Consider the following 11,896-nt stretch of genomic DNA (forward strand, 5'->3'; position numbering starts at 1 on the left):
GATTATAGCTAACTGCCATCTAGGTACAGACAAACACAAAAAAGCCCCGTCAATCGGGGCTTTTTGCGTAGAGACTGAAGACTTACTTGCCCTTCGGTCGTTTGCTCGACGCGTGGCCCGCTTCATCCACGAACACTTCGGCTACCGCGATCGCCATGCTTTCTGTTTCGAAAACGCCAGCGACGCTGTCTCCGTGGAAGTTGATCAGGTGCCAGCCGTCGGCTCGCTGGGTGATCAGGTAGCCGTTCACGCCTTTTGGTTCTGACATCTATTAACAATCTCGTCTGGTCTGGTTCAAGGGTGCAATGATAGCGCCAAATGTCGCAGGGCCGCGTAAGTTATTCCAAGTCAGTGTTCCTGCCTGAAAAGCATGCTAAAAAGACCGCAGCCCGTTGAAATGATGAGCGGCCGGCAGATTTTGCCGTGCCAGTGGAGAACCTCTTTGTAAGATAAGCGGAACTTACGCTGACATTTTTTCTCTATGATGACATCGCAACGCCAGCAGCTCCCATTGTAAGGTGGCTGCGGCCTGATTAGACTGCGCCGAATTTCGTACGCACAGCCCTTTGTAAGGACCCATATGATCAAGAAATGCTTGTTCCCAGCAGCCGGTTACGGCACTCGCTTCTTGCCAGCGACCAAGGCCATGCCCAAAGAAATGCTGCCGGTGGTGAACAAGCCACTGATTCAGTACGGCGTGGAAGAGGCACTGGATGCCGGTCTGAACGAAATCTCCATCGTCACCGGCCGCGGTAAGCGCGCGCTGGAAGACCACTTCGACATCAGCTACGAGCTGGAAAACCAGATCAAGGGCACCGACAAGGAAAAATACCTGGTTGGTATCCGTAAGCTGTTGGACGAGTGCTCGTTCTCCTACACCCGTCAGACCCAAATGAAAGGCCTTGGTCACGCGATCCTCACCGGTCGCCCGCTGATCGGCGACGAGCCGTTCGCCGTGGTACTGGCGGATGACCTGTGCGTCAACCTGGAAGGCGACGGCGTACTGACCCAGATGGTCAAGCTGTATCAGAAATACCGTTGCACCATCGTCGCGGTCATGGAAGTGAACCCGACCGAAACCAACAAGTACGGGGTTATCGCCGGTGACGACATTGGTGATGGCCTGATCCGTGTGCGTGACATGGTTGAAAAACCTGCACCGGAAGATGCTCCGTCGAACCTGGCGATTATCGGTCGTTACATCCTGACTCCGGACATCTTCAAGCTGATTGAAGAAACCGAGCCAGGCAAAGGCGGCGAGATCCAGATCACTGACGCTCTGTTGAAGCAAGCCAAAGACGGTTGCGTGATTGCCTACAAGTTCAAGGGCCAGCGTTTCGACTGTGGCGGCGCCGAAGGCTACATCGAAGCCACCAACTTCTGCTACGAGCACTTCTACAAGACCGGCAAGGCTTACTGATTCACGCTTGCCCGCACGCTTGTAAGAGAAAGCCACCTCCGGGTGGCTTTTTCGTTTTTCAGCCCCATGTAAGTCGGTATGCTGATGGCCTGCCGAGGAGAGTGAAATGGCCTACGATTTTGACCTGTATGTAATTGGCGCCGGTTCCGGCGGTGTTCGTGCGGCGCGCTTTGCCGCCGGCTTTGGTGCCAGGGTGGCCGTGGCGGAAAGCCGCTACCTGGGCGGTACCTGCGTGAACGTGGGCTGTGTGCCCAAGAAGTTGCTCGTGTACGGCGCGCATTTTGCCGAAGACTTCGAGCAGGCCAGTGGTTTCGGCTGGTCCCTGGGCGAGGCGAATTTTGATTGGGCAACCCTGATCACCAACAAAGATCGTGAGATCAATCGTCTCAATGGCATCTACCGCAACCTGCTGGTCAACAGCGGCGTAACGCTGCATGAAGGGCATGCACGCCTGGTGGATGCGCATCAGGTGGAAATCAATGGCGAGCGCTTCACCGCCAGGCATATTCTGGTCGCCACTGGCGGCTGGCCGCAGATTCCGGAGATTCCAGGGCGCGAACACGCCATCGGCTCCAACGAAGCGTTCTTCCTTAAAGAGTTGCCTAAGCGCGTGCTGGTGGTCGGCGGCGGTTATATCGCGGTCGAATTCGCCGGTATTTTCCATGGCCTGGGCGCCAAGACTTCGCTGCTGTATCGCGGTGACCTGTTCTTGCGTGGCTTTGACGGTGCGGTGCGCAAGCACCTGCAGGAAGAGCTGACCAAACGCGGCCTGGACCTGCAATTCAATGCCGACATCGAGCGCATCGACAAGCAGGCCGACGGTAGCCTCAAGGCCACCCTCAAGGATGGTCGTGTGTTGGAAACCGATTGTGTGTTCTATGCCACCGGCCGCCGTCCGATGCTGGATAACCTCGGCCTGGAAAACACCGGGGTCAAACTCGATGAGCGTGGGTTTATTCAAGTCAATGAGCAGTACGAAACCGCTGAGGCATCCATCCTGGCGATTGGCGATGTAATCGGTCGCGTGCAGCTGACACCGGTGGCGCTCGCCGAAGGCATGGCCGTGGCGCGTCGTTTGTTCAAGCCCGAGCAGTATCGCCCGGTGGATTACGCGATGATCCCGACGGCCGTGTTCAGCCTGCCGAATATCGGTACGGTGGGCCTGACGGAGGAGGACGCGAAGAAGAATGGGCATAACGTGCAGGTCTTCGAAAGCCGCTTCCGGCCGATGAAACTGACGCTCACGGACTGCCAGGAAAAGACCTTGATGAAACTGGTGGTCGATGCCGACACCGACAAGGTGTTGGGCTGCCATATGGTTGGCCCGGACGCCGGTGAGATCGTCCAGGGCCTGGCAATCGCGCTCAAGGCGGGCGCGACCAAGCGGCATTTCGATGAGACCATCGGCGTGCATCCGACGGCGGCGGAAGAGTTCGTCACCATGCGCACGCCTGTGGCGCACTGATCAGGTGTCGGGTGTTGCCTCTGGCGCCTTTGCAACGACGGTCGCCAGGCGCAATGCCTCGATACTGGCGTGGGCTTTGACAAGGTCCAGTTCCAGCGTCTTGTTGACCTGCTGAAGCTCGCTCAGCGCTTGTTGGCATGACTCGCTTTGCAATGCTGCCACCCGCAGGCGCTCCTGCAGCAGGGTGCGCTCGCTGTCGATCTGGCTCATTTGTTCGCTCAGCTTGGATTGCTGGGCCTGGTCCTTGCGCACCTGATCCCGCAGCGCCGCCAACTCTTTGGCCGCTACCCGGTGCTCGATCAGCAAGCGTTCATTGTCGCGATGCAGCTGGGTGATCTCATCCTGACGCACCATCGCGCTTTGCTGGGCCTGGCGCAGTTCTGCCTGTACCTGCTGCAACTGGCCTTCGTGGCGCCGTTGTTCCTGCTCGCGCTGCTCCTGGATTGCGTTGCGATAGTGCTCGAGCGCTTCGCGGGCGTGCAGGTGCTTGTCTTCCAGCGAACGAATCTGTTCGTCCTTGTCACTGATCCTTAATTCGTAATCGCTGCACGCCTGACTGAGTCCGGCGTTGCGGGTTTGCTCGGTTTGCAGGCTGGTGCAGGCGGTTTGCAGGGCGGCGCTTTCGTCTGCCAGCGCGGCCGCCTGGATATCGAATTGCTGCTTGAGCTGGCTGTGGGCTGCTTCGAGCGTCTGCAGTTGGGCGAGCAGGGCGGCTTTTTGTTGCTCGAATTGCGCCAGCGCCAGGTCGATGGGCTCCTGGGCTTTTTCTTTCAGGCGTTGGGCCAGTCGCGCTACCAGTTCGCCCAGCTCGTCGTCGATAGGGGCTTCGGTGATGGTCAGCCGGGTCTCGCTGTCGTCCAGCTCCTTCAGATAACGGTGAATCGTGGTTTTCGAGCCGGTATTGCCCATCTCGATGCGTACGGCATCGATACTGGGATTTTCGCCGCGGGCGAGGATCGCCAGGCGTGCCGTCTGAACCACTGCTTTGTTTATGCCGCCGCGCGCCATGGAGTCTCCGTCGATTTAATACTATGGTACGTAGTATGTAGATACATACTGTAACACGAACAAAAGTTCGTTTAAATTCATCCATTAACAGATGGGATATTGGCGTATTATCCCGTGTCATAGTCGGTTTTGATGCCGCTACGTCCGCCCGCAGTACGAATAGGCCTCCCATGAGCGATCTGGATCGTTATCTCAACGCCGCCACCCGCGATAACACGCGGCGTAGCTACCGCGCTGCCATTGAGCACTTTGAAGTGAGTTGGGGTGGTTTCCTGCCGGCCACCAGCGACAGCGTCGCGCGCTATCTGGTGGCGCACGCGGGTGTATTGGCGGTCAACACCTTGAAACTGCGGCTCTCGGCGTTAGCGCAATGGCACACCAGTCAGGGTTTTCCCGACCCGACGAAAACCCCCGTGGTGCGCAAAGTGCTCAAAGGGATTCGGGCCGTGCACCCGGCGCAGGAAAAGCAAGCCGAGCCGTTGCAGCTCAAACACTTGGAGCAAGTGGTGGCATTCCTTGAGGTTGAAGCGCGCAATGCCGGCGAGGCGCAGGATCAGCCCCGGCTGCTGCGGGCCAAACGCGACACCGCGTTGGTCCTGCTGGGCTTCTGGCGCGGCTTTCGCAGCGATGAGCTGTGTCGGTTGAGTATCGAGCATGTGCAGGCCACGCCAGGCGCCGGGATCAGGCTGTACCTGCCGCGCAGCAAAAGCGACCGCGACAACCTCGGCAAGACTTATCACACCCCGGCGCTGCTGCGGCTGTGCCCGGTACAGGCCTACACCGAGTGGCTCAGTGCGTCTGCATTGGTGCGTGGTCCGGTGTTTCGGGGCATTGATCGCTGGGGCAACCTGGGCGAGGAGGGCCTGCATCCCAACAGTGTGATCCCGTTATTGCGCCAGGCGCTTGAGCGCGCGGGCATCGCCGCCGAGCAGTACACCAGCCACTCCCTGCGCCGAGGTTTTGCCACCTGGGCCCATCGCAGTGGCTGGGACTTGAAGTCGTTGATGAGTTACGTCGGCTGGAGCGACATGAAATCCGCCATGCGCTATGTTGAAGCGACACCTTTTCTCGGCATGACCCTGGCCACACAACCGCTGCTTTGAGTTTTCTTCTATTAATACAGCCACCTGATAGGGAAAACCAATCGTCAGCATCAGCTTTGCCAATGAGCCATCAGTCAAGAGAGTGGGTAGGATTCACTTCATCAACTTCTTAACCCCTGACGGAGAGTCAACGATGCCTATCATCAACAGCCAAGTTAAACCGTTCAAAGCCACCGCCTACAAAAACGGCAACTTCGTAGATGTGACCGACGCTGACCTGAAAGGCAAATGGTCCGTAGTCTTCTTCTACCCAGCCGACTTCACCTTCGTCTGCCCAACCGAGCTGGAAGACCTGGCTGACAACTACGCCGAATTCCAGAAACTGGGCGTCGAAATCTACAGCGTTTCCACCGACACCCACTTTGCCCACGCTGCCTGGCACAACACTTCGCCAGCCATCGGCAAAATCCAGTACACCATGATCGGCGACCCGACCCTGACCATCTCGCGCAACTTCGACGTACTGATCGAAGAAGCTGGCCTGGCAGACCGCGGTACTTTCGTGATCAACCCTGAAGGTCAGATCAAGATCGTTGAACTGAACGACGGTGGTGTTGGCCGTGACGCTTCCGAGCTGCTGCGCAAAATCAAAGCCGCTCAGTACGTGGCTGCCCACCCAGGCGAAGTCTGCCCAGCCAAGTGGAAAGAAGGCGAGGCCACTCTGGCTCCATCCCTGGACCTGGTCGGCAAGATCTAAGTCTGTGAAGTCTCAAGGGCGGTATTCCGCACTTAAGTAAGCTGCACCCGCCCCTGAAACGCCCGGGCGAGATTCGCTCGGGCGTTTTTTTGTCTGCAATAAATCGAATTAACAGGAAATCGCCCGTATGTTGGACGCCAATCTTAAAGCTCAGTTGAAGTCATACCTGGAACGGGTCACCCAGCCGATCGAGATCGTCGCCTCCCTTGATGACGGCGCGAAATCCCAGGAAATGCTCGCCCTTTTGCAAGACGTAGTCAGCCTCACCACGCTGATTACCCTGAAAACCGATGGCAATGATGCGCGCAAGCCATCGTTCTCTATCAACCGCCCGGGTGCCGATATCAGCCTGCGTTTCGCCGGCATCCCCATGGGCCATGAATTCACTTCGCTGGTGCTGGCCCTGCTGCAAGTCGGTGGCCACCCGTCGAAGGCCAGTGTCGAAGTGATTGAACAGATCCGCGCCCTCAAAGGCGAGTTCAGCTTCGAGACGTACTTCTCGCTGTCGTGCCAGAATTGCCCGGACGTGGTCCAGGCGCTGAATCTGATGGCCGTGCTCAACCCGAATATCCGCCATGTCGCCATCGACGGCGCGCTGTTCCAGGCTGAAGTCGATGAGCGCAAGGTCATGGCGGTTCCGAGTGTGTACCTCAACGGCGTGAACTTCGGCCAGGGCCGCATGGGCCTGGAAGAAATCCTCGCCAAGCTCGACACCAGCGGCATTGAAAAGGCTGCTGAAAAAATCAGCGCCAAAGAGGCTTTTGATGTACTGGTTGTCGGCGGCGGCCCAGCCGGTTCTTCGGCCGCTATCTACGCTGCGCGTAAAGGCATCCGCACCGGCGTTGCCGCCGAGCGTTTTGGCGGCCAGGTGCTGGACACCATGTCTATCGAGAACTTTATCTCGGTACAGGAAACCGAAGGGCCGAAGTTGGCCAGCGCCCTGGAAGCTCATGTGCGTCAGTACGACGTGGACATCATGAACCTGCAGCGTGCGAGTGCCTTGATCCCGGCGAAAAGTGCTGGCGACTTGCACGAGATTCGCTTCGAAAGCGGTGCGACGCTCAAGTCCAAGACCGTAATCCTGGCCACCGGCGCCCGCTGGCGTGAAATGGGCGTGCCGGGTGAGCAGGAGTACAAGGCCAAGGGCGTGTGTTTCTGCCCACACTGCGACGGCCCGTTGTTCAAAGGCAAGCGCGTAGCGGTGATCGGCGGCGGTAACTCCGGCGTGGAAGCGGCCATCGACCTCGCCGGCATCGTCAGCCACGTGACCCTGCTTGAGTTCGACAACAAGCTGCGCGCCGATGCGGTGTTGCAACGCAAGCTGCACAGCCTGCCGAACGTTGACGTGATCACCAGCGCACTGACCAGTGAAGTCAAAGGTGATGGTCAGAAAGTCACTGGCCTTGCGTACAAGGATCGCGACAGTGGTGAATTCAAGACCATCGACCTGGAAGGCATCTTCGTGCAGATCGGTTTGCTGCCCAATACCGATTGGCTCAAAGGCACGGTGGAGCTGACGCCACGTGGCGAGATCATTGTCGATGCACGTGGCGAGACATCACTGCCCGGCGTGTTCGCGGCCGGTGACGTGACGACCGTGCCGTACAAGCAGATCGTGATTGCAGTGGGCGAGGGCGCCAAGGCTTCCCTGAGCGCGTTCGATCACCTGATCCGTACATCTGCGCCAGCGTAAAGCAGGGCCTGAATACGAAAAACCCCATGAGCGATCATGGGGTTTTTTCGTTACAGCGGCGCCGGCTGAATAATCTCAACCCAGTACCCATCCGGGTCCTTGATGAACGCCAGGCTTTTCATGCGGCCATCGTTCAGGCGCTTCTGGAAGTCGCAGCCCAGCGCTTCGAAACGTTCGCACGCGGAAACGATGTCCGGCACCGAGATGCAGATATGGCCAAAGCCACGTGGGTCGGTGTTGCCGTTGTGGTAGGCAAAGTCGGGGTCGTTTTCGGTGCCGTGGTTGTGCGTCAGCTCCAGGATGCCCGGGATCGATTTCATCCATTGGGTGCGGGCGGCGGCGTCGGCCGGGATCTGCGCCTTGTCGACCAGGGCGAGGAAATAGAGGCTGAATTCGGCTTCCGGGAAGTCGCGTTTTTCAACCAGCGAGAAACCCAGGACGCGGGTGTAGAAGTCCAGAGACTGAGTGATGTCCTTGACCCGCAGCATGGTGTGGTTGAACACGAAGTTCGTGGTGGCGGTGTCAGGTTGGGCGGTGACGCCCGGGAAAGTGTTCAGTTCGTGCAGGCTCATGGGCCCTCCAGAAAAAAATGGGGCAAACGCGGCTCCAGGTGAGAGGAGCGTTCCCTTGGCTTGCGGCTGGCATCCGTGCAGCGCAGTCATGATACGCAAGGCCCGCCTGCGGCGCCAAATGAAAAAGGCCACGCAGCTCTTGCGACAGGCGGCTGGTGGGGCTCACACTTTGCGCCTCGGACTTCTGGTATTTCTGGCAATGATCGAACTTCGTAAACCGCTGTTGAGTGCTGTGTTTTTGCTGTTGGCCAGCCAGTTCGTGCAGGCGGAGGGCCCCGAGATTCAATGGCCTGAGGGCTGGCAAGTGGAGAGTGTGCCCGACGGCGAACCCTCGACGAACCCTCGACCGGTGTCCCGCCAGCGTGCCGTCAAGCAAGACGATAACGGCAACACGGTGATGGTCATGGAGTTAACCGGTACGCCGATCGAAGCAGGGCATAAAGTTAATCTTCAAGGTGTGTTGTTGGAGATGCGTAAATCCATCCAGAAAGATTTCGCCCAAGGCGGTTATCAAAGCGTGTGCACCAAAATGCACAGTGCAACATTGAGCCGTCTTGAGGCGCTGGAAACTACCTGTGTGATTACCGAGAACGGTCGTCACGTATTGTCACAAACATTAGTGGCGGCGGTTGATAGCCAAAAGGCCTATGTTTTTTCTTACGCGGGACAAGCCCAAGCCTACGATTCGAGCAAGGGGGAAGTCAGTTCGGTGCGCGACAGTCTGAAACTTTAAGTGCGTCAGCCTGATCGATTTTGAACAGATGAAATGTTATTTAAGTTCGCTTTCGAACCCTTGAATAAAAAAGCCCCGCGTAAGCGGGGCTCTTTGTTAGTGCCGGCGATCAGCCGCGAAGCCACGAATCTACAGTGGCGGCGCCGTACTGTTCTTTCCAGGCCTTGAGGCCGCGGTGGTTACCGCCTTTGGTTTCGATCAGCTCGCCGGTATGCGGGTTGTGGTAGACCTTGACCACGCGTGCACGGCGCTGCTTGGGTGCGGTCGCAGCGGCTGCGCTGGCCTTGCCCGGGTTTGGATCGAGGATGGAAATGATGTCGCGCAGGCCTTTGCCATAGCTCTTCATCAGGGCTTGAAGCTTTTCTTCGAACTCGATTTCTTTCTTCAGGCCAGCATCGTTCTTCAGAGATTCCAGCTGGGCAAGCTGCTCTTGAAGGGCTTTTTCTGCTGCGCGAAATTCGGCAAGTCTGGACAAAATAGTTACTCCAATCGTGTATTTGGCTGATATCAACTGCAGACAAAGCTGTGAATCAAGAGCTTTAAGGCGACTCAACAAAGAAGCCTTCCTGCGAGTGCCGCACAGGCAGGAAAATTGTAGTAGTTAATTGGCTAAGAGTAAATCACGTCTTTCGTCTCACTAACATTATTTCAATATCGCTAGTGCGTGGCTATTCAACGTCGACCAGCGATTTAATGAACTCGTCAGCGGGTAATGGCCGTCCAAACAGATATCCCTGCAGGAAGTCCACGCCTTTGGCCGCCAGGTATTCACATTGCTGCACTGTTTCCACGCCTTCGGCCACGATACCCAGGTCGAGCTTGCCGGACAGTTCTATGATGCTGTCCAGAATATGGCTGGACAGTGCATCGGCACCGATCATCGCGACAAAACTCTGGTCGATCTTCAAGTAATCGACATTGAAGTGGCGCAAATAACCCAGGCTGGAGTGGCCGGTGCCGAAGTCATCAATGGCAATCATCACGCCCAGTTGATGCAGGGCATCGAACAGGCGTCGGGTGATGTCGGTGGGCTCGATCAGCTCGCGCTCGGTCAGTTCCAGCACCAACGTCACCCGGCCTGGCGGGAAAGCCGCGAGAAACGCTTGGCAATCCGCCACCAGGGCCAGGTCCTGGCAGTGGCGGGCGGTGATATTCACACCGATATGAAACCCCGGGCGCAAGCGCGACGCCTGCGGCGCCAGTTGCGCGGCGGTCTGGCGCAACAGGGCGCGGGTCATCGGTACGATCAGGCCGCAATCCTCGGCGAGCGGAATGAACAGGTCCGGTCGCACCAAGCCTTCCTTGGGATGCTGCCAGCGCATCAGCACTTCGCAGCCGGCCCATTCGCGTGTGTCACCGCGCACCACCGGTTGGAAGTACGGGATGAACTCGTGGGCGCCGAGTGCGCGTTGCAGTTCATGGCTCGGCGCAGAAACGCGTTTTTGCAGCCAATGCGCGAACATGCCCGCCAATACACCAAAGAACAGCAGCAGGCTGAACAGGGCAGGGTAGCGGTCGCGCATGAATCGCCACACTTCACCGGCGGGCATGCCGACGTCGACGCTGTAAGAATAATGCGTGGAGGCCAAATGCTGAGCGGCCACGGCAAACGCGGGTGCCGGCACGTCCTGTACTTTACCGTCAGGGCCGAGCCAATGAGGCCCGACCTGAAGGGTCAGGCCCGCGTAGCGACTGATCAGGCGCAGGGCGTTGGTCAGGTGGTAGCCGTCAATCGAGGCAAACGCGGCCTTATCGCCGTCGACCAATCGATACACCAGCAGGGCGGTATCGGGTGTCACAGGATTGCCGTTCATCAACCAAAGCGTGCCGTCGACGTAGTCTCGCGGATTGACCGACGACTCGTAATCGCTGCCGAACAATGAGCTGCAATAGATGTTTTTCTGCCATGACAAGGTGGTTGCGCGCACGAAGGGGCGCCGCGTGACCTGCTCGCGCAATGCCAATTGAGCAGCATTGTCGCAAGGCTGCCCGGCCAGCGGCAGCAGGGCCTGTGCGGCGAGGGCGGTGTTGTCGAGCATCAGGTCGAACTGGCGCACGGCTTCCACTGCGGTGCGGGCGGTACTTTGGTGCAGTGTGCGTTCGGCTTGCCAATACAGGATGGCCACGCCCAGAAAGATCGGCAGCGCCCCGCACAGGGCGCTGATCGCGTAGCGGGCGAAGGGCTTGCGAGGACCTTTGACGGTGAGCGGCATGAAGGCAGCGACCTGTGGCGAAGGGAGCTCTACCGGCAGACCGGTCAGGAATGTTTGGATGATAGATGGGCCGGCGCAAATATGCTCGTTTCGGCAAGGCGCTGTGCAATCTCGATGAACGCCAGGGTCGCCGGTGAAGACTGACGACGATCCAGTACCGCCAGGCCTATCTGCCGAGGTTCGCGCGGTGACAGCGGCCGCCGCACATAGCGCGTATCGGGCAGCAGCGGCAGCGATGCCTCGGCGACGATGCTCACCCCGTCTCCACGGCTGACCGCGTCCAGGGTGCTCAGCAATTGGGCGCAGCGGTAGCGGACCTTGGGCCGCAATTGGGCGGCGCCGAACAATCGCGATACCAGTTCCGACGAACCGGCCTGGGTCAAAATGAACGGGTCGTCACACAGGTCCTGCAGTGTCAGGGTGTCGCGCGCGGCCAAAGGATGATCAGCAGGCAACAGCGCGACCATCTGGTCTTCGAACAAGGCGAAGGTGTCGAAACGGTCCTGTTCCAGTACCACGAAGCCCACATCGATGCGGCGCTCATCCAGCCACTCCAGCACCTGCCGGTCCGGTCCTTCGTCCACATGCACTTCAATACCCGGATGCGCAGCGCGAAAGCGCTCGAGTATGCCCGGCAGCAGGCGAATGGACGCGGTTGGCCCAAACGAGCCGATCCGCAACGTGCCGCGTTTCATGCCTCGGGCATCGGCGGCCTCCTGTTGCAGTGTATTGGCCAGGCCCAGCATGGCGCGGGCGCGGCCGAGCAGTTGCTGGCCGATGTCACTCGGTACCACCAGGCTCTGATGGCGTCGGAACAACTCCACCCCCAGCTCCTGTTCCAGGGCCTTGATGGCATGCGACACCGCCGATTGGCTGACACCCAATCGGTGCGCCGCGCTGGTGAAGCCTTGCAGCTCTGCCACCAGGGAGAAGATTTCCAGTTGCGTCAGGGTCATGAGTAAAGACTCATTTTACGATGATAAGGTATTAGC

12 protein-coding genes are annotated in these 11,896 nt (G+C 58.6%); 6 read left to right on the forward strand and 6 right to left on the reverse strand.

All coding sequences use genetic code 11. The annotated features are described in order from the left end of the window. Window positions 1-82 precede the first annotated feature (82 nt). Window positions 83-268 (reverse strand): hypothetical protein, encoded by a 186-nt coding sequence (locus JWR98_RS14640; protein ID WP_003173828.1) that lies wholly within the window; start codon window positions 266-268, stop codon window positions 83-85. A 312-nt stretch (window positions 269-580) separates the two neighbouring features. Between JWR98_RS14640 and galU the strand changes: the two genes are divergently transcribed. Both galU and gorA read left to right on the forward strand, forming a co-directional pair. After that, the gene (galU, locus tag JWR98_RS14645) at window positions 581-1,420 is read left to right on the forward strand and encodes a UTP--glucose-1-phosphate uridylyltransferase GalU (protein WP_003173830.1); all 840 of its coding nucleotides are present in this window, start codon (window positions 581-583) and stop codon (window positions 1,418-1,420) included. 106 nt (window positions 1,421-1,526) lie between these two features. Further along, window positions 1,527-2,885: a glutathione-disulfide reductase gene (gene gorA, locus JWR98_RS14650; RefSeq protein WP_205490404.1), complete on the forward strand. Its 1,359-nt coding sequence runs from the start codon at window positions 1,527-1,529 to the stop codon at window positions 2,883-2,885. On the opposite strand, the gene JWR98_RS14655 is transcribed toward gorA, so the two are convergent. Further along, complete coding sequence (locus JWR98_RS14655; RefSeq protein ID WP_205490406.1) at window positions 2,886-3,893, reverse strand: DNA-binding protein; 1,008 nt, start codon at window positions 3,891-3,893, stop codon at window positions 2,886-2,888. It lies immediately after the preceding gene. 170 nt (window positions 3,894-4,063) lie between these two features. Between JWR98_RS14655 and JWR98_RS14660 the strand changes: the two genes are divergently transcribed. The 3 genes from JWR98_RS14660 (at window position 4,064) to ahpF (ending at window position 7,386) form a co-directional block, all read left to right on the forward strand. Beyond that, complete coding sequence (locus JWR98_RS14660; protein ID WP_078733180.1) at window positions 4,064-4,996, forward strand: site-specific integrase; 933 nt, start codon at window positions 4,064-4,066, stop codon at window positions 4,994-4,996. Window positions 4,997-5,129: 133 nt separating this feature from the next. Beyond that, entirely contained in the window at window positions 5,130-5,693 is a 564-nt protein-coding gene (ahpC, locus tag JWR98_RS14665; protein ID WP_003173835.1) for an alkyl hydroperoxide reductase subunit C, read from the forward strand. Window positions 5,694-5,820: 127 nt separating this feature from the next. After that, window positions 5,821-7,386, forward strand: coding sequence for an alkyl hydroperoxide reductase subunit F (gene ahpF / locus JWR98_RS14670; protein WP_078733181.1), 1,566 nt, complete (start codon window positions 5,821-5,823; stop codon window positions 7,384-7,386). A gap of 50 nt (window positions 7,387-7,436) precedes the next feature. On the opposite strand, the gene gloA is transcribed toward ahpF, so the two are convergent. Beyond that, complete coding sequence (gloA, locus tag JWR98_RS14675; protein ID WP_078733182.1) at window positions 7,437-7,958, reverse strand: lactoylglutathione lyase; 522 nt, start codon at window positions 7,956-7,958, stop codon at window positions 7,437-7,439. Window positions 7,959-8,157: 199 nt separating this feature from the next. On the opposite strand from gloA, the gene JWR98_RS14680 reads away from it, so the two are divergent. After that, window positions 8,158-8,691, forward strand: a complete 534-nt coding sequence (locus JWR98_RS14680; RefSeq protein ID WP_078733183.1) for a DUF4946 domain-containing protein — start codon at window positions 8,158-8,160, stop codon at window positions 8,689-8,691. Window positions 8,692-8,800: 109 nt separating this feature from the next. Here the strand turns inward: JWR98_RS14680 and JWR98_RS14685 are convergent, their stop codons facing one another. From JWR98_RS14685 to JWR98_RS14695, 3 genes are all read right to left on the reverse strand, one after another. Next, entirely contained in the window at window positions 8,801-9,166 is a 366-nt protein-coding gene (locus JWR98_RS14685; protein WP_003173839.1) for a histone-like nucleoid-structuring protein, MvaT/MvaU family, read from the reverse strand. 193 nt (window positions 9,167-9,359) lie between these two features. After that, window positions 9,360-10,904 carry an EAL domain-containing protein gene (locus tag JWR98_RS14690; protein ID WP_078733184.1) on the reverse strand — a complete coding sequence of 515 codons (1,545 nt, stop codon included), beginning with the start codon at window positions 10,902-10,904 and terminating at the stop codon, window positions 9,360-9,362. A gap of 44 nt (window positions 10,905-10,948) precedes the next feature. Then, a complete protein-coding gene (locus JWR98_RS14695) occupies window positions 10,949-11,860 on the reverse strand; it encodes a LysR family transcriptional regulator (protein ID WP_205490408.1) in 912 nt (303 codons plus the stop codon). Window positions 11,861-11,896: the final 36 nt, after the last annotated feature.

The sequence above is a fragment of the Pseudomonas lactucae genome, from assembly GCF_016937615.1.
Taxonomy (GTDB): Bacteria; Pseudomonadota; Gammaproteobacteria; order Pseudomonadales; family Pseudomonadaceae; genus Aquipseudomonas; species Aquipseudomonas lactucae.

Excerpts from the sequence above, each read along its gene's own strand:
- JWR98_RS14690 (WP_078733184.1), bottom strand. The coding sequence starts at position 10,904 with ATGCCGCTCACCGTCAAAGGTCCTCGCAAGCCCTTCGCCCGCTACGCG.
- JWR98_RS14640 (WP_003173828.1), bottom strand. The coding sequence starts at position 268 with ATGTCAGAACCAAAAGGCGTGAACGGCTACCTGATCACCCAGCGAGCC.
- galU (WP_003173830.1), top strand. The coding sequence starts at position 581 with ATGATCAAGAAATGCTTGTTCCCAGCAGCCGGTTACGGCACTCGCTTC.
- gorA (WP_205490404.1), top strand. The coding sequence starts at position 1,527 with ATGGCCTACGATTTTGACCTGTATGTAATTGGCGCCGGTTCCGGCGGT.
- JWR98_RS14655 (WP_205490406.1), bottom strand. The coding sequence starts at position 3,893 with ATGGCGCGCGGCGGCATAAACAAAGCAGTGGTTCAGACGGCACGCCTG.
- ahpC (WP_003173835.1), top strand. The coding sequence starts at position 5,130 with ATGCCTATCATCAACAGCCAAGTTAAACCGTTCAAAGCCACCGCCTAC.
- JWR98_RS14660 (WP_078733180.1), top strand. The coding sequence starts at position 4,064 with ATGAGCGATCTGGATCGTTATCTCAACGCCGCCACCCGCGATAACACG.
- gloA (WP_078733182.1), bottom strand. The coding sequence starts at position 7,958 with ATGAGCCTGCACGAACTGAACACTTTCCCGGGCGTCACCGCCCAACCT.
- JWR98_RS14695 (WP_205490408.1), bottom strand. The coding sequence starts at position 11,860 with ATGACCCTGACGCAACTGGAAATCTTCTCCCTGGTGGCAGAGCTGCAA.
- JWR98_RS14680 (WP_078733183.1), top strand. The coding sequence starts at position 8,158 with ATGATCGAACTTCGTAAACCGCTGTTGAGTGCTGTGTTTTTGCTGTTG.
- ahpF (WP_078733181.1), top strand. The coding sequence starts at position 5,821 with ATGTTGGACGCCAATCTTAAAGCTCAGTTGAAGTCATACCTGGAACGG.